Origin of the sequence: Nonomuraea helvata (assembly GCF_039535785.1) — a bacterium.
Classification (GTDB): domain Bacteria; phylum Actinomycetota; class Actinomycetes; order Streptosporangiales; family Streptosporangiaceae; genus Nonomuraea; species Nonomuraea helvata.
The window spans coordinates 1,194,919-1,212,564 of record NZ_BAAAXV010000005.1; the positions used below are offsets into that span (position 1 = coordinate 1,194,919).

Sequence of the window (17,646 nt, forward strand, 5' to 3'; positions counted from 1 at the left end):
GGACGGTACAGTCATGGGTATGCGAAGGGACGAGCTTTTGGACGCGGCGGAGGACCTCCTCTGCGACCAGGGCTCCGCCGCGCTCACCCTGGCCGCCGTGGCGGACCGGGCGGGCGTCAGCAAGGGCGGTCTCCTCTATCACTACGGCTCCAAAGAGGCCCTGATCAAGGGCATGGTGGAGCGCCTGATCGAGGACTTCGACCAGCTCGTGGCCACACAGCCCGGCGAGACCTACACCGAGCGCTACGTGGGCGCCACCCTGGCCGCCGTCCGCTCCGGGCGGCTGCGACGATGGGCCGTGGTCACCGGGGCCTCCGGCAACCTCTTCCTGCTCGCGCCGCTGCGTGACGCGATGGCCCGCTGGCATCGCGAGGGGCTGGCCGAGGAGCCGGATCCGCGGGCGTCGCAGATCGTCCGGCTGGCGTGTGAGGGGCTCTGGGACGTGGCCAGCCACGACCCGGAGCTGAACTCGGAAGAGGACCTCCAGGCTCTCGAGGCCCGGCTGAAAACGCTGCTCAAACCCCCCTCCTGACCGGCCCGCCGCCGGCTCCTGCGTCCGGCGACCTGCCCCCCACCGGCCCGCCCCCGACCTGTCCGGCCGGGCTTCGGGCCGCCCTGACCCGGTCCCCCTGACCCGGTTTCCCCTGATCCGACACGTCCCGGCCGCGCCATGGCGCGGCCTGTCGCGGTCAGGCCCAGCTTCTCGCCCACCGTGCCTGCGGATTCCCCCGACCGTGAGGTGCGGCTAAAAATTATGACTTTGTGTGAGGTGTGATGATGTCCCCCGCCCTGAGGAGTGCTCGTTACGGGGCGATCCTGACCTTCGTGCTCGGCGGCCTGATGGTGGGCACCATGACGGTGCGCATCCCCGCGATGACCGACAAACTAGGCCTTTCCGAGTCGGCAGTCGGCACGATCCTGCTCGTCTGGGGCCTGGGCGCGCTGGTGACCATGCAGTCCATGCGCAAGGTGATGGCCCGCGCGGGCAGCAGGGCCGTGCTGCGGATCGGTGGGCCGCTCACCGCGCTGGGCCTCGTGGCCGTGGCGTTCGCGCCGAACCTCCCGCTGCTCCTGGTGGCCGTCGCGCTCTTCGGCATGGCGTTCGGCACCGTGGACGTGGCCATGAACGCCCAGGGCTCGACGGTCGAGCAGGCGTACGGGCGGCCGCTGATGAACGGCATGCACGCCGGCTGGTGCGTCGGCGCCATCGCCGCGGGCGCGCTGGGCAGCCTGGCGATCGCCGTGGGCCTGCCGTTCACCGCCAACGTGGCGCTGATCGGGCTGGTCTCGCTGCCCGTCATGGTCGTGCTCGGCCGCACGTACCTGCCCGAGCCCCCGGCGACCGGGGCCGTGACGGCGGCCCGCCGGCGTCTGCCCCCGATCGTCTACCTGCTCGGTGCGATCATGTTCTTCGCGTTCATGGTGGAGGGCACCGTCGCCGACTGGAACGGCCTCTACATGCGGAACGAGCTGGGCGCCCCCGAGGCGCTGGCGGCCCTCGGCTACCCCGTCTTCGAGGTCGGCATGCTGGTCGCCAGGCTCACCGGTGACCGGTTGCGTACGAGGTTCGGCGTCCGGGGCATGCTGACCGTGTCGGGGGTGGCGACGGCGGGGTTCTTCGCGGTGGTGCTGCTCGCGCCGGCGGCGGTGGTGGCGGTGTTCGCGATGTTCTTCGTCGGGCTCGGCGTGGCGACGATCTCGCCGCTGACGCTGTCGCTGGCCGGGACCGCGACCGACACACCGGGTCCGGCGATCGCCCAGGCGGGCGCCATGGGGTACGCCGGCCTGCTGCTCGGCCCCGTGGTGATCGGCTTCCTGTCGGACGTCACCTCGCTGCGTACCGCGCTCGGCATCGGGGTCGTCCTCGGCGCGCTGATCGCTTTCGCCTCCCGGCTCCTCCCGCGCAGGGAGGCCACCGCGGTCGTCCTGACCCCGGCCCCGGCCCCGGCCGTCGAGCGCGAGCACGCGGAGCTCGCGGTCTGACATTTGTCACCGTTCAGCCTCGTACGTCCGGCACTGCCCCAGCAGAGCGGGCTGTGCGAGGCTGAACCCGTGTTCAAGCCCTATGTCACCGTGGCGACCTTCGCGATCACGGCGATCCCCAGCCTCCTCCAGTTCGTGATCCCCGGCTTGGAGCCGGCCCTGATGCGGGATCCGGCCGCGATCCGCGGCGGCGAGTGGTGGCGGCTGGTGACGGCCCTGGTCGTGCAGGACGGCGGCCTCGGGGGCACCCTGTTCAACCTGGCGTCACTCGCCGTGCTCGGCTACTGCGCGGAGCGCTCGCTCGGTCCCATCCGCTGGCTCGCCCTCTACGCGGCCGGCGCGCTGGCCGGGGAGATCTCCGGATATCTCACGAACGACCCCGGCGCGGGCAACTCGATCGCCGTCTGCGGCCTGGCCGCCGGCCTCGCGCTGGCCGCCGCGGAGCGGCTGGACCGCTCGCTGGGCGCGTTCTACGCGGTCGTGCTGGCCGCCTCGCTCCTGTCCGACCTGGGCACGTGGGGCATCATCGCGATGATCGCCCTGATGGCGGCCGGCGCGCAGCTCGTCGGGCAGCGCGAGCGCGTCCCACTCTGGCTCCTCGTCGCCGTCCCCGTCGCCGCGGCCGCCGTCCTGATCGCCCGGCTGGACCTCCACGGGTTCGCGCTGCTGGGCGGCATCCTCGTGGGATGGATCTTGCAAGGAACGTACTCGTCGGCCTCCAGGCGTACGGAGCCGCTCGTCTGAGAGTTCTCTGTGGATCCGGGCGGAACGGCGCAGCGCGGCCCCACGTGGCGGCCCCGCCGCTCACAGAGACCTCACAGACTCCCCCAGAACTCCTCCAACCCGCCGCCCCACGCTGGACCACATGATCCAGCTCAACGGACTGACCAAACGCCACGGCGACGTGCTCGCCGTGGACGATCTCACCTTCACGGTGCGGCCAGGTCTCGTCACCGGCTTCCTGGGCCCGAACGGCGCCGGCAAGACCACGACGATGCGCATGATCCTCGGGCTCGACCTGCCCACCTCCGGCACCGCCACCGTCAACGGCCGGGCCCACCGCGAGCTCAGGCATCCGCTGCGCGAGGTCGGCTCGATGCTCGAGGCGCAGGCCGTGCACCCCGGGCGGAGCGCGTACAAGCACCTGCGCTATCTCGCCCAGACCAACGCCATTCCCGACACCCGGGTCGCCGACGTGCTCGACCTGGTCGGCCTCACGGCGGTGGCGGGCAGGAAGGCGGGCGGGTTCTCGCTGGGCATGAGCCAGCGACTGGGCCTCGCCGCGGCGCTGCTGGGCGATCCGCCGGTGGTGCTGCTCGACGAGCCGGTCAACGGCCTGGATCCCGAGGGCGTCCTGTGGATCCGCACGCTCATCCGCGGCCTGGCCGCCGAGGGGCGCACGGTGCTGGTCTCCAGCCATCTGATGAGCGAGATGGCGCTCACCGCCGACCGCCTGGTCGTGATCGGCAAGGGCCGGCTCATCGCCGAGGGTGACATCGGGCACTTCACCGAAGGCGCGGCGGCGGTGTTCGTACGCACCCCCGACGCAGCCTCCTTCGCGCGCCGCCTGGAGCTGTCCGGCGCCCACGTGCAGCGCGGCGGCGTCGACGAACTGCTGGTCACCGGCATGACCGCGCCCGACGTCGGGCGGCTCGCGGCAGCCGAGAGCGTGCCGTTGTCCGAGCTGACCCCGCGGCGCCCGACCCTGGAGGAGGCGTTCATGGAGCTCACCCGTGACAGCGTCGAGTACGGGGCGGCGCGATGATCGACACGGGGGTGCTGAGGGCGGAGTGGACCAAGTTCAGCAGCATCAGGGCCACCATGGTGCTGTCTCTGGCGACCGTGGCGGTCGCGGGGCTACTGGGGTGGCTGTTCAGCGCCGCGGCCACCTCATCGGCAACGCCGTCGCCCACACGCCCGCGGGCACGCCGGTGCGGATCGGCGTCGGCACGGAGGGCGGGGAGGCGGTGCTGACGATCGCGGACGAGGGGCCGGGGCTCAGCGCCGAGGAGGCGGCCAGGGTGTTCGACCGGTTCTACCGGGCGGACGGCTCTCGCACCCGCACGACCGGAGGCGCGGGGCTCGGGCTGGCCATCGTCCGCTCCATCGTGGCCGCCCACGGCGGCCGGGTGAAGGTCGGCTCGGCGCCCGGCGAGGGAGCGGCGTTCCAGGTCCGCCTCCCGGCCACCGACCCGCGCTGAAACCTTGTCTCTGCCAGGGCCCGAGCCCGGCGAGCACACCCATCAGCCGCGCCAGGCTCCGGCAGTGGCCGCGTCCTTCACAAATCGGGCAAAGTCGCGAGGTGGGCGGCCGAGCGCGCGCTGCACTCCGTCGGACAGGTGCTCGTCCATGCCATGCCGGATCGGGGCGATCGCGTCGGCATAGGCCACGGCATCGGCCTTCGGCCAGCCCTCGCCTTCCAGATGGGCGATGAACTCCTCGACGGTCAACCGCACGTAGCGCACCGTGCGGCCGACGGCCTCCGAGATCAACTCGACGGCCTCGGCGATGGTCAGTGCACGGGGGCCGGACAGCTCGTACGTCTGTCCCTCATGCCCGTCCTCGGTCAGCGCCGCGACCGCCACCGCCGCGATGTCCTCGGCGTCGACGAAACTCACCGCACCGTCACCGGCCGGCAGGCGCACCTCACCGGCGAGCACCGCGTCACGGAAGAAGCCTTCGCTGAAATTCTGCGCGAACCAACCAGGCCGCAGAATCGTCCATGCCAGGCCGCAGGAGCGCACCGCGTCCTCGCCATCGATATGGGTCCTGCCTGCCGCGTTGTCGTCGCCCGCATAGCCGGGCACGTCCACCCCGCGCCCCGAAAGCAGCACGACGCGCTCGACGCCGAGGTCTCTCGCCTGCTGGACGAACGGTCGTGTCAGCAGTTCGCCGTCGTGCGGCACGATGAAGACGGTCTTCGATCCGGCCAGAGCGCGCTTCCAGGTGTCCTGGTCGGTCCAGTCGAAGCGAGGGACGCCGGAGCGAGAACCCACGCGGACGGCCACGTTCCTGCGCCGAAGTAGGGACACGATCCGCGTGCCGACCTTGCCGGTACCGCCGGTGATCAGAATCGGTTGTTGCGTCATGAGTCCACTCAACCGTGATGCGGTGAGCGGGGCGATGGCCACAACGCTCACTTCGATGTTCGAGCGTCTAACCTTGGGCTCGTGGACACGCTGACGGACCTGCTGGACGGGGTGCACGCACAAGCGGCCCTCATCCATCGGTCGATCATGACCTCGCCGTGGTCCCTGCGTTTCGCCGGCGGCGGCCCGCTGACCCTCCTGACCATGCTGGACGGACAGGGCTGGATCATCCCGGCCGACGGTGAGGCGTTGGCGATCGGCCCCGGTGACATCGCGGTCGTCCGCGGCCCTGCCTCGTACACCGTTGCCGAAGACCCCGCCACTCCGCCCCAGCACGTGATCACCCGCGACCAGTACTGCGCAGCCACCGCGCGGACGGTCGAGAAGGGCGGAGCGGTACCGGATCCACGTACCTGCGGCGTGGCAGCAGGCGGCTCCGCCGTCCTGCTCAGCGGCGCCTACCAGGGCCGGGCCGGGATCAGTGACCGCCTGCTCGACGCCTTGCCGGACATCCTCGTCATCACCGACGACGACGGTTGTTCTCCGCTGCTCACGTTGATGGCGGCAGAAGTGGTACAGGACAGGCCGGGGCAGCAGGCGGTGCTGAACCGGCTGCTGGACCTGATGCTCGTCGCCACGTTGCGCGCCTGGTTCGACCGCACGCAGCGGCACGCCCCGGTCTGGTACCGCGTCAAGGACGACTCCGTCGTGGGCACGGCCCTCCGCCTCATGCACGGCGACCCGGCTCACCCATGGACAGTGGAGAGCCTCGCCGCCCAGGTCGGCGTCTCCCGGGCCGCCCTGGCCCGCCGGTTCACCGCCGAGGTGGGCGAGCCACCCATCACCTATCTGTCCCATTGGCGCATCGCCCTGGCGGCCGACCTCCTCCGCAGCACCGACGCAACCGTCGGCTCCATCGCACACAAGGTCGGCTACTCCGGCACCTTCGCGCTCAGCGTCGCGTTCAAGCGCCGGCTTGGCACCACCCCGAGCCAGTACCGGGCCGCCGTCCTGTCGCCCTGATTAACGAGTGGGCGTTCCGGAACCAGCCTGGAACCATGACGGCCATGAAACGAGTCGTGCTCCTCGGGCGGGGCGGTTCAGGAAAGTCGACCCTCGCAGCCCGTCTGGGGGCGCTCACCGGACTCCCCGTCATCGAGCTGGACAAGCACTTCTGGCGACCGGGTCTTGAAGCGACGCCTCCCGATCAGTGGGCCGCCGTCCAAGGCGAACTCGCCCGGGGCGAGGGGTGGATCATGGATGGCGACCTCGGTCCCTATGACGTCCTCGAGGTCCGGCTCCAAGCGGCGGACACCGTCATCCTGCTGGACTTCTCGTTCTGGCGCTGCGCGTGGCGAACGATCCGACGCTCTCGGGAACGCGCCGACTTCTGGATCTGGGTCTGGACCTACCGGCGCCGGAGCCGGCCGCTGCTCCTCTCGGCGATCGCGACGCACGCCGGGGATGCGACGCTGCACGTGATCCGGAATCCGCGCGCGCTGAGACGCTTCATGGCGCAGGTCACGGCCGGCCAGTCCCTGGACTGAGGCCATATCCCGGGAATCCAGGCGAGATATCGATCATGATCGATAATGTGCCGGGATGAGTGAAGCGTTTCCCCGGCATGTGCTGTGCGTGCTCGGCTCCGGGCTGGGCCTTTCGGAGATGGAACGGATCGCCACCGGCTTCGGTGGATTCGTACTCGACCGCGAGTACTCCGAGGCCGAACCCGACCCTCGGATGCCGGAGGCGTTCAGGAACAGCATGGCGGCCTCGTTCGACGAGGCGGACCGGGCCGCGGTGGAGTCCCACGACACCGTCGGCTACCTGCTGTCCGCCCCGATGATGCGAGACTTCGCGTTCGACACCTCCCGGCGACTGCTGGCGGCGGCAGCCGCCCTGTTGCGGTCCGGCGCTGTGGCGGTGAAGAACGAGAGCAGCGGGATCGCGCACGGCCGGGACCGCTGGCTCGCGCTTGCCGACCAGGCAGCCGACGCCACGGACGAGGCCCTGGCAGCCGCGCTCGTCGCCGCCTGGGTGAAGCGGCCGATCTACGACGGTCAGGTGCTCTACAGCTGCGGCATGCATCTGCTCGGCGCGCCCGAGGTGGAGATCGAGGTCGGTGAGGAGCCTCCGGCTCAGGACCGACTGCTTGAGCTGGTCGAGCACCTGGACACACTGGCGATCTACCTCCTGACCGATCCACGCGCGGAGGAGATCGAGGACGGTGCAGGGTTCCGGATGACCGAGGACGCGCCCCGCTGGGTGCTGCGCACCGGCGCATGCGACCGCTACGACGAGGACGATCTGTTCTTCAACCCGTACGGATACGTCCGGTTGACTCATGCCGGGCGACGGACGCCTACCCCTGAAAAGTGAGGCGGTTTGCTGCCGGTCCGGCGCACCGGTGTCAAACCGCGCATCGCCCGCCGTGGAAGCCCACACGGCTCCAACCTGAGGTCATTGATCGGATCCGGCCCCCGAGAGATCCCCCACCGCGTCGTCCAGGTCGCCGCCAGATCGAGAACGTGGTCGATCATCGACGTCACGACCAGCGCCGGGTCTCGAGTATCAGTGGTCGGGATCTCGTCGGACATTCTCGGCCTCCAGCCCAGTGCGCCACACGACCCCGGCAGGGCACACTCATCCACCCCAACCCGGCGGAGGCCGGCAACGGCTCCGGGACGGAATCAAGGCTCCAGACATCTCGGCGGAGATCGAAGCATGGATGCACGGCCGATCAACCGGAGCCGTCAAGGTCGCCTCCAGGCTCATGAGCCAAGTCGATCGAATCTGTGACCGAATGGTGTCACACTGTGACGGTGACCAAAGTCAGGTACTTCAACACCACCGGACCGTGCGACCCCCGGCTTCACTACGTGTTGCCATCGCAGCCCCGGCTGCCGGAGGCGCGCCAGTTGATCGACATGGATCGCTTCTTCGTGGTCCACGCTCCGCGCCAGTCGGGCAAGACGACCATGCTGCATTCCCTGGAGCATGAGCTCACCAAGGACGGCGCCGCCGTGACGGTGATGATCTCCTGCGAGGAGGCCTCCGTGACGGGCGACGACTACGAGGCCGCGGAGCTGATCCTGCTGGACGAGCTCCGGTGGAGCAACAACTCGCCGCCCGGCCCCTGGCCTGAGGCCGCTCCGGGCAAACGGCTGGGCGCCGCTCTCCAGGCGTGGGCAGCCCAGTGCGAGCTCCCACTCGTGTTGCTCATCGACGAGATCGACGCGCTGAGCGGGGAGAGCCTGAAAGCGGTCCTGCGGCAACTACGCACCGGCCACAACAATCGCCCCAGAGGCGCTCCGTTTCCCAACTCCGTGGTGTTGTGCGGGCTGAGGGACGTGCGGGAGTACAAGATCGCTTCAGGCGGCGACCCCAACCGACTCGGGGCGATCAGCCCCTTCAACATATCGGTCAGGTCGCTTTGCCTGGGCAACTTCACCCCGGAAGACGTCAGGGAGCTGTACGGCCAGCACACCGCCGAAACTGGGCAGGAATTCACCAAGGAAGCCCTCGCCGCGGCCTTTGACTTCACCCGCGGACAACCCTGGCTGGTCAACGCTCTGGCTTGGGAGATCACCTTTTGGATGAAGGTCCCGCCAGAGGAACCGATCACCGCCGGGCACATGGAGCAGGCCAAGGAGCGGCTCATCCGCGACCGCGCCACCCACCTGGATTCTCTTGTCGCCAAGCTGCACGAACCCCGGGTCAAGCGAGTGCTCGAACCGGTGCTCGCAGGCACGACAGTCAACGTCGACGAGACCTTCACGGACGACTTCTCCTACGTGCGTGATCTCGGCCTTGCTGCCATGGGCTCCTCCGTCGAAATCGCCAACCCCATCTACCGCGAGGTCATCCTCCGCGTGCTGGGCGCCGGTGTGGAAGCCAACGTCCAGGGCAATTCGCGGTCTTTCGTCCTCCCCGACGGCCGCCTGGACCTGCTCAAGCTGCTACGTGAGTTCACCGCCTTCTGGAAGCAGCACGGCGAGACGATGGTCCGTGGCACCGCCTACCATGAGGCAGCATGCCAGATCATCCTCATGGCCTACCTGCACCGGATCGTCAACGGCGGCGGCTTCCTCGACAGGGAGTACGCGGCGGGCACCGGGCGGCTGGATGTCTACCTGCGCTGGCCGTACGGCGAGGGGCAGGTGCAGCGGGAGGCCATGGAGCTCAAGGTGTGGCGGCCTGGTCAGCGGGATCCGGTGGACGAGGGACTTGCGCAGCTCGACTGCTATCTGGACCGGCTGGATCTCGACGCCGGCTACCTGGTGATCTTCGATCGCCGTCCTGAGGCGTCTCCGATGGAGGAGCGCATCCACTTCGACCAGGATCAGACCCCGGCGGGGCGGCAGGTCACCGTTCTGCGGGCGTGAAGGTGCCGCTCCTCGGCCAGGGCGGATTCGTCGACCAAGGCGAACCGCTCATGGAATCGGAAGAGACGGGCGAGGACGACGCCGGCCGCCTGGGCTGCCGCACCACTACAGGAACATGCGGGTAGGCCCCGTCGTATCGGCGAGCGTCTCCCGCAGTTCGTCGGCCAGGCCAGTGGTATCGGCGCCGAGACGAGTCAGCTCGATGCCGATTTCGACTGCGGAAATCCATCGGCGACGACGAGAAAGCGGGATGATCTTTGCGACCGGTCGATTGTCCCTGAGAACTTCGATCTCCTCGCCGGATTCAACGCGCCGCAGCACCTCGGCGGTGTTGTTGCGTAGCTCTCGGGCAGGAATGGCGGTCATGTCACAACTGTAGGTCGCGGGCTACAAGCGTAGCCATACGACGCCGTAACCGGCCGACGAATCGGCGAAGCGGCTTTTAGGCGGGGGTTTGGGGGGCCGTGCCCCCCATGTCACAGCCTGAGCTCCCTTTGCGCGAAGCGCTGTTGAGCGAAGACCATGCTTTCCCCCGAGATCCCGCGCTTACTTGCGCTTGTTGACCTCTTCGGTGAGCTGCGGCACCACCTGGTTCAGGTCACCCACCACGCCATAGTCGGCCAGCTCGAAGATCGGCGCCTCCGGGTCCTTGTTGATCGCCACGATCGTCTTGGCGGTCTGCATCCCGGCCCGGTGCTGGATGGCCCCCGAGATGCCGGCCGCGATGTACAGCTGCGGCGACACGGTCTTGCCCGTCTGGCCCACCTGGAACTGGTGCGGATACCAGCCGGCGTCCGTGGCGGCGCGTGAGGCGCCGACGGCGGCGCCGAGCGAGTCGGCCAGCTGCTCGATGATCGAGAAGTTCTCGGCCGAGCCCACGCCGCGGCCGCCGGAGACCACGATCGCGGCCTCCGTCAGCTCGGGGCGGGCGCCCTTCTCCTGCTTGACGCGCTCCACGATGCGGGCCGCCTTGGCGGCGTCGGACAGCGTGACCGACACCTCCTCCTCGGCCCCGGCGCCGGCCGAGGGCTCGGGGGCGGTCGAGTTGGGGCGTACGGCCACGATCGGCGTGCCCTTGCTCACCTTGGACTGCACGTTGATGCCGCCGCCGAAGATGGACTGGTCGGCCACGAAGCCCTCGCCCAGGCCCACGGCGTCGGTGATGACCCCGGAGTCGGTCTTGATGGCCAGGCGCCCGGCGATCTCCTTGCCCTCGGGCGTGGCGGCCACGAGCACGGCGGCCGGCGACTTGTCGGCCACGAGCTGGGCGAGCAGCTCGGCCTTGGGCGCGACCACGTACTCCACGATGTCGCTCGACGGAGCGACGTAGATCTTGTCAGCGCCGTACTCGGCCAGCCTGGCCTTGGCCTCCGACGTGATGCCGGGGCCGGCCCAGACGGCGGCGGGGGTGCCGAGCGAGCGGGCGAGGGTCAGCAGCTCGAGCGTGACCTTCTTGACCTCGCCTTCGACCTGCTCGACGAGAACGAGAATCTCCGACATTTCAGTAACTCTCCCGCTCTCAGATGAACTTCTTCGACGCGAGGAATTCGGCGGCCTTCGCGCCACCGTCGCCCTCGTCCTTGACGATCGTGCCGGCCGCGCGCGGCGGGGCCGCGGCGAAGTCGACCACGGAGGACCAGGCGGCGGTCAGGCCCACCTGGGCGGCGTCGATGGACGCGTCGCCGATGGCCAGCGTCTCGACCGGCTTCTTCTTGGCCGCCATGATGCCCTTGAACGACGGGTAACGCGGCTCGTTGATCTTCTCGACCACGGAGACGACGGCCGGGAGCGTGGCCTCGACCTTGTCGAAGCCGTAGTCGGTGATGCGCTGGACGGTGATCGAGGTGCCGTCGACGTCGACCTTGTTGGCCAGCGTGAGCTGCGGCGTGCCGAGGCGCTCGGCCAGCATCGCGGCCAGCACGCCGGTGCGCGCGTCGGTGGACTCGGAGCCCAGGATGACCAGGTCGAACCCGATCTTCTTGAGCACCTGCGCCATCGCGTACGAGGTGGACAGCGCGTCGGACCCGTGCAGCGCGTCGTCGCTGAGGTGGACGGCCTTGTCGGCCCCCATGGCCAGCGCCTTGCGGATGGTCTCGGTGGCCTTGCCGGGACCCATGGTGAGCACGGTCACCTCACCCTCGTGGGCCTCCTTGAGCCGCAGCGCTTCTTCGACCGCGTACTCGTCAAGCTCGTTCACCACGCCGTCGGCGGCGTCTCGGTCGAGCGTCTTGTCATCGGACCGCAGCTTGCGCTCGGTCGCAGTGTCGGGGACCTGCTTCACGCAGACGACGATGTTCATGGCCGGCGGCCGACCTCCCGTGTTCGCGTGCGCCACCGCCTCGCTGCGATGGACGCCGAATGCAATGCTGTCCAGACTGCCAGGTGCCCTATGGGCCCCCGACAGAGGGTGTGTTCAGTTTTCCGCGAGTCATGTTACCCGTGGGTAGCTTAACCGCAAACCTACAGCTACCCACTATACAGAACTTTGTTCGGTCTAGGCGGACAGCAGGAAGACGATCCCCACCACCAGCGCCGTACCCGCGAACAGGGCCAGCGTGAACGTGCTGAACAGCGCCGCCAGCCCGAAACAGAGCCCCACGGCCCCCGCCACGCCGACCAGGTCCGCGATCATCCGGCTGCGCCGGTACGGGCCGCGCGAGAACAGCGCCACCCCGGCGTCGGCCACCACGGCCAGCGCGTACGCCGCCAGCAGGAACAGCGCCACCTCGGGCAGCGGCTCCCGCGCGGCGGCGGCCAGCAGCGACACGAACAGCCCCGAGCCGATCAGCCAGCGCCTGCGCACCTTCTCCCGGTGCCTGGCCCTCGACTCCTCGACCGACCTGCGAGGCCGCTCCTTGCCCGGCCGCCACTCCCTGGTGGCCAGGTGGTCGGCGGCGCGCGCCCGGACATGCGGGACGGAGGCGGCACCGAGCCTGGCACAGAGCTGCGCGGCCGTCGGCCGCGCGGACGGGTCGGCGGCCAGGCACTCACGTAACAGCGCCGCCAGCCACTCGGGAACGTCCTCCAGATCGGGCTGGTGATGCACCACCCGGTACGCGACCGCGGAGGCGGGCCCCTGCCCGTACGGCTGCCGCCCCGTCGCCGCGTAGGCCAGCGTCGCCCCGAAGGAGAACACGTCGGCCTCGGGCCCCGCGCTCTTGCCCTCCAGCACCTCGGGAGCCAGGTAGCCGGGCGTGCCCACCACCGCGCCTGAGGCCGTGACCGACAGGGAGTCGAACGCGCTGGCGATGCCGAAGTCGATGACGACGGGCTCGCCCTCCGCGATCATCACGTTGGCCGGTTTGAGATCGCGGTGCACCACCCCGGCCTCGTGCATGGCGAGCAGCGCGTCGGCCAGGCCGGAGGCGAGCGTGCGCAGGTCCGCGACGGGCACGGGCACGGCGCTGAGCGGGCGGCCCTGGACGTAGCGGGTCACAAGGTACGGACGGGTGCCCTCCAGCGAGGCGTCGAGCACCTCCGCCACGTGCGGCCCGCCGACCCTGCGCATGGTCTCCACCTCGCGTGCCAGCCGGGCCAGCGCCCCGCCGTCGGCGGCGACGTGGGGGTGGAGCACCTTGACCGCGACCGTACGGCCATCGGGGTCGAGCGCGAGGTGCACCTCGCCGAACCCGCCCGCCCCGAGCCGGGAAAGGAGCTCATATGGGCCGAGGCGCTCACTCATACCCTCATCTCTCCCCCCGAGAGCGCGTGGGGACACTCAGGACCAGGGAGTCAGGAACCCCAGCCCGAGGTCGCTGAGCAGGCTGTCGATCATCCCGGTGATCAGCCCGATGGTGCTCTGCTTGGCGTTGCTCGCCAGGTCGTCGATCACCGACTCCGGCGCCCGCCACGGGTACCACACCGCGTCCTGCCCCAGCGCGAACATCACCGCGAACAGCGCCGCTGTGCCCACCAGCACGACCGCGACCAGCGCGGCGCCGGGGCTGCGCAGCACGCCGGTGAGCGTGCGGGTGACGGCCTTGCGCGGCGCGCCGCCGCCCGGCAGCACGAACAGGCCCGCCGCGAAGGCGCCCGCCGCGAACGAGGCCGCCTCGTTGACGCTCATCTTGCCCGCCCAGTGGAGCGCGCCCCAGACGCACATCCCGAACAGCAGTGCCAGCGGCACGTGCACGGCCGTCACGAGCGCGGACTTCACCAGCGCCCAGGGAGTGCCGACCACCGCCAGCAGCGGATCGGCCGAGCTGCTCCCGCGCATCTGGCGCCGCTTGACCAGGTCGCCGAAGAGGTACTCGCCCAGGCGCAGCACCAGGGCGAGCGCGACGGCGACCACGCCGACCATGACCGGCATCATGACGGTCAGCGCCACCAGCGTGACCATCAGGAGCAGGCCGACGACCTGGCTGCCGAACAGGTACTTCTTCCGCTCGGCCGGCGGCTGGTACTGAGGCGGCGGCGTATAGGGGTCAGGCTTCGCCGACCCCTGCGGTGGTCCGCTGGAACGCGGCCCACCGTAGGGCCTGGCCTGCGACGGCGACGTGGGCTGGGGCGCCGGGTAGCCGGCGACCCGCTGGTCGGTGCGCGGCACCGGCGGCCTGGCCGCGACCGGCGCGGGCACGTAGGGCGGCGGCCTCTCCTCCCGGTAGGGCGGCGGCCTGTCCTCCTTGTAGGGCCTGTCCTCCTTGTGCGGGGGCGGCGCGGCCCTGCCGTACTCGACCGGCGGCAGCAGGTCGGAGAAGGTGTCCATGGTCCGCGTGCGGTCGGCCATGCGCTTGGTACCCGTCGGCCCGTCGAAGGAGGCCTCGTGGAACGTGGTCACCGACGGATCGAGCGCCCTGGCCATCCGCAGCAGCTCCTGCGCGCTGGGCCGGCCCGCCGGGTCCACCTGCAGCGCCCTGCTCAGCCAGCCGCGCAGCCACGCGGGCGACTTGTCGAGCTGGGCCCGCCCTTCCATGATGTTGAAGCAGACCGCCTCGAACGTCCCCGTGCCGAACGGCGGCGCCCCCGTCGCGGCGAAGAACACCGTCGAGGCCAGCGCGTGCACGTCGGCCGCCTGGGTGATGTCGGAGTCACGGATGATCTCGGGCGCCAGATAGCCGGGTGTGCCCACGAACATGCCGGTCTGCGTCAGCCTGGTGGCGTTCACCAGATGGGCGATGCCGAAGTCGATGACCAGCGGCTCGCCGTTGACCAGCATGACGTTGGACGGCTTGAAGTCGCGGTGGATCACGTCGGCCGCGTGGATGGCCACCAACGCCTGGCAGAGCCCCTGGGCGAGCCTGATGAGCTCGCGTGCCTCCAGGGGACCCTCCGACAGGACGGTGTCCTCCAGCGTGCGTCCCGGCGCGAAGCGGGTCACGACGTACGGCTGGCCGCCCACGAGCTCGGCGTCGATGACCTCGGCGACGTGCGGGCTGCGTACCCGGCGCATGGTCTCGACCTCGCGGGTCAGCCGGTCGCGCGCCTTGAGGTCGGCGGCCACGTGCGGGTGGAGGACCTTGATGGCGACCTCGCGGCCCTCGCCGTCGAGGCCGAGGTGGACGACCCCCATGCCACCCTCGCCGATCTTCCTGACCAGCCGGTACGGGCCGAGGCGTTCTGATGCCTGGGTGTTCATCGCCACCTTCCCCGCGTCATCCCCCGGAGTTCCCCCTCAGGCCTTCTAGCTGCTTCACCACTGTTTTGACGTTCACCGGAGTCCATTCGGCCCCCTTTGATGGCTCTTCCCCGAACGTGCCGGCAGCGAGGATCAGCGAGAGCGCGGCACCCGCCGCGAGGACTCCTGCTGTCACCATCGCCGCTGTTCTCGAGGGTACGAGCGATGAGAGCGTCCTGCGCATCTGTTTGCCAGGACCCTCCACTCCCGGACCCGCGCACACGGTCCACAGCGCGACCGCGGCGCCCCAGGCCAGGGCATTGGACGGGTCCATTCTGGCCACCACGGTGAGCAGCAGGGTCACCGGCAGGCCGAGGATGAGCGCGTAGAGCACCAGCGCCAGCGTGATGCCCACCGACTTGGCCAGCGCCTGCGGGTAGGCGAACACCTTGATCAGGTCGGCGGCCGCCGACCCCGTGCCCCTGCGGGCGGCGAGCTGGGGCTGGGCCAGATCGGCCGCGCGCAGCAGGATCGCGACCGGGATCGCCAGGACCGCGACGAGCACGGGCGCGAACACCGCGGCCACGATCATCAGGACGAGCAGCATCGCGCTCGCCACGCCGTACGACCTGGAACGCTGCACCCCGTTGCCCGGGTGGACCGCGGGGACGTACGGCTCGTGCTGCGGGTACTGCGGCGGGATGTACGGCGGCGGCTGGAGCGGACTCGGCGAGGGCCTCAGCTCGGGGCCCTGGACGTTCGGCACCGGCCCGTTCGGCACCGGCGTGTGGATCCGGCCGTAGTCGGGCGAGTCGGGGCGCACCCGCCTGGTGGGCACGTCGCCCTCGCCGGGCGGGGCCGCGACGCCGTGGTTGCTGACCGGCTGCTGCCAGGGCGGGGTCATCCCGTTCTCGCGCTGGATCCGCCGCAGCTCCTCGGGCGTCACCCTGCGGGTCGGCCACGGGTCGGGCTGGTTGGGCAGGAGCGAGACGAACTCCTGCTCCTGCGGCGACGCGGCGGGCCGCTCCTGCGACTCGAGCAGGCTCTTCGGCGTCACCGGCGGCGTGGAGATGTCGTACGACGGCTTCTCCTGCACCGGCGCGAGGTCGGGCACGACCTCCTTGGGGCGCGGGACGGTCAGGATGTCGTCGGGCGAGAACGCCTTGGGCTCGGGCCGGATCCTGGCGGTCTTCTCGGTCAGCTCGGCGGCGCTGGGGCGCTTGTTCGGATTGCGCTGGAACGCCGCCTTGAGCAGCGGCTGCAACGGCGCGGGGACGGCGCTGATGTCGGCCTTGCCCGCGGTGATGTTGTAGAAGATCATCTCCAGCGTGCCCTTGCCGAAGGGCGGCGAACCGGTGGCCGCGAACAGCAGCGTGCCCGCCCACGCGTGGATGTCGACCTCGGGCCCCGCCTCCTGACCCTCGATGATCTCGGGGGCGAGGTAGCCGGGCGTGCCGATGAACATGCCGGTCTGCGTCAGCCGCGTCGCGTCCACCGCCTGGGCGATGCCGAAGTCGATCAGGACGGGCTGGCCGTCGAGGATCAGCACGTTACCCGGCTTGAGGTCGCGGTGGATCACGCCCACCGAGTGCACGGAGGCCAGCGCGGACGCCACCCCGTGCGCGACCTTGACCAGCGCGGGCAGGTCGAGGGGCCCGTCGTCCTTGACGATCTCGTCGAGGGGACGGCCGGGCACGTAGCGCGTGACGATGTACGGGCGATGACCGGTGACGTCGGCGTCGAGCACCTCGGCGATGTATTCGCTCCGCACCCGCCGCATCGTCTCGACCTCGCGCGAAAGCCGCCGCCTGGCGACCTCGTCGCCGGCGACCTCTCCACGCAGGACCTTGACCGCCACCTGCCGCCCCTGGGGGTCGACAGCGAGGTGGACAACGCCCATCCCGCCTTCACCTAGCCGCCTGAGCAGCCGGTAAGGGCCTAGTCGGTCATCGTTCATGGCATGAAGCACCATACCGGCTTAATCCCCGCCCACGAGATGAACCATGAGGCCACATTCCCACTCGTACAACGTCCAGAAAGGCCCCATCGGTTTCCCATCCAACGGTCTCGAATCGGCTTCAGTTTGCTCTCAGCCGGCCAGCGACAGGACCTCGGCGGTCTTCAGCCCGGCCAGCGCGGCACCGGAGACGGCCAGCTTCGACCTGCGCAGGCCGCTCCCGATCACCACCCTCGCGTGCTCGGCGACATGGGTGTCGACGAGGATCGGCCAGTCGGCCGGCAGTCCGAGCGGGGTGATGCCGCCGTACTCCATCCCGGTCAGCTCGACCGCGTCGGCCATCGGCGCGAAGCTCGCCTTGCGGGCCTCGAGGTGTCTGCGCACCACGCCGTTGACGTCCACCCGCATCGTCGCGAGCACCATGCAGGCCACGTAGCGCGTCTCGCCGCCCCGTTTGGCGGCCACGACCACGCAGTTGGCCGACTCGTCGAGTGTCACGCCGTACCGCTCGCAGAACGCCGCCGTGTCGGCCAGTTCGGGGTCGATCTCGGCCACCTCGGCACCCTCTATGTCCGGCACGGCCTGCGCCACCGGATCGGCCAGCAGGTCGGTCCGTTCGGTCGCGGGCACCCAGTGCAGCTCCATCTCATCTCCTCGATCGCTTTCTCCCAGGACCCT

General features: G+C 70.1%; 17 protein-coding genes. 9 read left to right on the forward strand and 8 right to left on the reverse strand.

The genetic code is table 11. The annotated features are described in order from the left end of the window. Positions 1 to 19: 19 nt before the first annotated feature. From ABD830_RS24925 to ABD830_RS24945, 5 genes are all read left to right on the forward strand, one after another. On the forward strand, positions 20 to 532 hold the full coding sequence (locus ABD830_RS24925) for a TetR/AcrR family transcriptional regulator (RefSeq protein ID WP_344991763.1): 513 nt from the start codon (positions 20 to 22) through the stop codon (positions 530 to 532). A 245-nt stretch (positions 533 to 777) separates the two neighbouring features. Further along, positions 778 to 1,983: an MFS transporter gene (locus ABD830_RS24930; RefSeq protein ID WP_344991766.1), complete on the forward strand. Its 1,206-nt coding sequence runs from the start codon at positions 778 to 780 to the stop codon at positions 1,981 to 1,983. 69 nt (positions 1,984 to 2,052) lie between these two features. Next, entirely contained in the window at positions 2,053 to 2,727 is a 675-nt protein-coding gene (locus tag ABD830_RS24935; RefSeq protein ID WP_344991769.1) for a rhomboid family intramembrane serine protease, read from the forward strand. Positions 2,728 to 2,848: 121 nt separating this feature from the next. Continuing rightward, a complete protein-coding gene (locus tag ABD830_RS24940; protein ID WP_344991771.1) occupies positions 2,849 to 3,748 on the forward strand; it encodes an ATP-binding cassette domain-containing protein in 900 nt (299 codons plus the stop codon). Positions 3,749 to 3,848: 100 nt separating this feature from the next. Beyond that, complete coding sequence (locus tag ABD830_RS24945) at positions 3,849 to 4,184, forward strand: sensor histidine kinase (RefSeq protein ID WP_344991774.1); 336 nt, start codon at positions 3,849 to 3,851, stop codon at positions 4,182 to 4,184. A gap of 42 nt (positions 4,185 to 4,226) precedes the next feature. On the opposite strand, the gene ABD830_RS24950 is transcribed toward ABD830_RS24945, so the two are convergent. Further along, the gene (locus ABD830_RS24950) at positions 4,227 to 5,072 is read right to left on the reverse strand and encodes an SDR family oxidoreductase (protein ID WP_344991777.1); all 846 of its coding nucleotides are present in this window, start codon (positions 5,070 to 5,072) and stop codon (positions 4,227 to 4,229) included. Between the two features lie 81 nt (positions 5,073 to 5,153). On the opposite strand from ABD830_RS24950, the gene ABD830_RS24955 reads away from it, so the two are divergent. The 4 genes from ABD830_RS24955 (at position 5,154) to ABD830_RS24970 (ending at position 9,457) form a co-directional block, all read left to right on the forward strand. Next, positions 5,154 to 6,095: an AraC family transcriptional regulator gene (locus ABD830_RS24955; protein WP_344991780.1), complete on the forward strand. Its 942-nt coding sequence runs from the start codon at positions 5,154 to 5,156 to the stop codon at positions 6,093 to 6,095. 44 nt (positions 6,096 to 6,139) lie between these two features. Beyond that, positions 6,140 to 6,619 (forward strand): P-loop NTPase family protein, encoded by a 480-nt coding sequence (locus ABD830_RS24960; RefSeq protein ID WP_344991783.1) that lies wholly within the window; start codon positions 6,140 to 6,142, stop codon positions 6,617 to 6,619. Positions 6,620 to 6,674: 55 nt separating this feature from the next. Then, on the forward strand, positions 6,675 to 7,451 hold the full coding sequence (locus ABD830_RS24965) for a hypothetical protein (protein WP_344991786.1): 777 nt from the start codon (positions 6,675 to 6,677) through the stop codon (positions 7,449 to 7,451). 443 nt (positions 7,452 to 7,894) lie between these two features. Then, positions 7,895 to 9,457, forward strand: a complete 1,563-nt coding sequence (locus tag ABD830_RS24970) for an ATP-binding protein (RefSeq protein ID WP_344991788.1) — start codon at positions 7,895 to 7,897, stop codon at positions 9,455 to 9,457. 105 nt (positions 9,458 to 9,562) lie between these two features. Here the strand turns inward: ABD830_RS24970 and ABD830_RS24975 are convergent, their stop codons facing one another. The 7 genes from ABD830_RS24975 to ABD830_RS25005 all read right to left on the reverse strand — a co-directional run bounded on the left by ABD830_RS24975 (position 9,563) and on the right by ABD830_RS25005 (position 17,613). After that, positions 9,563 to 9,823, reverse strand: a complete 261-nt coding sequence (locus ABD830_RS24975; RefSeq protein ID WP_344991790.1) for a type II toxin-antitoxin system Phd/YefM family antitoxin — start codon at positions 9,821 to 9,823, stop codon at positions 9,563 to 9,565. Between the two features lie 180 nt (positions 9,824 to 10,003). Next, positions 10,004 to 10,957, reverse strand: coding sequence for an electron transfer flavoprotein subunit alpha/FixB family protein (locus ABD830_RS24980; protein ID WP_344991793.1), 954 nt, complete (start codon positions 10,955 to 10,957; stop codon positions 10,004 to 10,006). A 19-nt stretch (positions 10,958 to 10,976) separates the two neighbouring features. Further along, a complete protein-coding gene (locus ABD830_RS24985) occupies positions 10,977 to 11,756 on the reverse strand; it encodes an electron transfer flavoprotein subunit beta/FixA family protein (protein ID WP_344991796.1) in 780 nt (259 codons plus the stop codon). A 195-nt stretch (positions 11,757 to 11,951) separates the two neighbouring features. Further along, the gene (locus ABD830_RS24990; protein ID WP_344991799.1) at positions 11,952 to 13,139 is read right to left on the reverse strand and encodes a serine/threonine-protein kinase; all 1,188 of its coding nucleotides are present in this window, start codon (positions 13,137 to 13,139) and stop codon (positions 11,952 to 11,954) included. A gap of 36 nt (positions 13,140 to 13,175) precedes the next feature. Continuing rightward, positions 13,176 to 15,032 carry a serine/threonine-protein kinase gene (locus tag ABD830_RS24995; RefSeq protein ID WP_344991802.1) on the reverse strand — a complete coding sequence of 619 codons (1,857 nt, stop codon included), beginning with the start codon at positions 15,030 to 15,032 and terminating at the stop codon, positions 13,176 to 13,178. 16 nt (positions 15,033 to 15,048) lie between these two features. After that, positions 15,049 to 16,983 (reverse strand): serine/threonine protein kinase, encoded by a 1,935-nt coding sequence (locus ABD830_RS25000; RefSeq protein ID WP_344991805.1) that lies wholly within the window; start codon positions 16,981 to 16,983, stop codon positions 15,049 to 15,051. A 117-nt stretch (positions 16,984 to 17,100) separates the two neighbouring features. Beyond that, on the reverse strand, positions 17,101 to 17,613 hold the full coding sequence (locus tag ABD830_RS25005) for a YbaK/EbsC family protein (protein ID WP_344991808.1): 513 nt from the start codon (positions 17,611 to 17,613) through the stop codon (positions 17,101 to 17,103). Positions 17,614 to 17,646 lie beyond the last annotated feature (33 nt).

What these genes read in the sequence shown, in the direction of transcription:
- ABD830_RS24940 (WP_344991771.1), top strand. Translation starts at nt 2,849, where the DNA reads ATGATCCAGCTCAACGGACTGACCAAACGCCACGGCGACGTGCTCGCC.
- ABD830_RS24950 (WP_344991777.1), bottom strand. Translation starts at nt 5,072, where the DNA reads ATGACGCAACAACCGATTCTGATCACCGGCGGTACCGGCAAGGTCGGC.
- ABD830_RS24965 (WP_344991786.1), top strand. Translation starts at nt 6,675, where the DNA reads ATGAGTGAAGCGTTTCCCCGGCATGTGCTGTGCGTGCTCGGCTCCGGG.
- ABD830_RS24930 (WP_344991766.1), top strand. Translation starts at nt 778, where the DNA reads ATGTCCCCCGCCCTGAGGAGTGCTCGTTACGGGGCGATCCTGACCTTC.
- ABD830_RS24990 (WP_344991799.1), bottom strand. Translation starts at nt 13,139, where the DNA reads ATGAGTGAGCGCCTCGGCCCATATGAGCTCCTTTCCCGGCTCGGGGCG.
- ABD830_RS24995 (WP_344991802.1), bottom strand. Translation starts at nt 15,032, where the DNA reads ATGAACACCCAGGCATCAGAACGCCTCGGCCCGTACCGGCTGGTCAGG.
- ABD830_RS24980 (WP_344991793.1), bottom strand. Translation starts at nt 10,957, where the DNA reads ATGTCGGAGATTCTCGTTCTCGTCGAGCAGGTCGAAGGCGAGGTCAAG.
- ABD830_RS25005 (WP_344991808.1), bottom strand. Translation starts at nt 17,613, where the DNA reads ATGGAGCTGCACTGGGTGCCCGCGACCGAACGGACCGACCTGCTGGCC.
- ABD830_RS24975 (WP_344991790.1), bottom strand. Translation starts at nt 9,823, where the DNA reads ATGACCGCCATTCCTGCCCGAGAGCTACGCAACAACACCGCCGAGGTG.
- ABD830_RS24960 (WP_344991783.1), top strand. Translation starts at nt 6,140, where the DNA reads ATGAAACGAGTCGTGCTCCTCGGGCGGGGCGGTTCAGGAAAGTCGACC.
- ABD830_RS25000 (WP_344991805.1), bottom strand. Translation starts at nt 16,983, where the DNA reads ATGGTGCTTCATGCCATGAACGATGACCGACTAGGCCCTTACCGGCTG.
- ABD830_RS24985 (WP_344991796.1), bottom strand. Translation starts at nt 11,756, where the DNA reads ATGAACATCGTCGTCTGCGTGAAGCAGGTCCCCGACACTGCGACCGAG.
- ABD830_RS24925 (WP_344991763.1), top strand. Translation starts at nt 20, where the DNA reads ATGCGAAGGGACGAGCTTTTGGACGCGGCGGAGGACCTCCTCTGCGAC.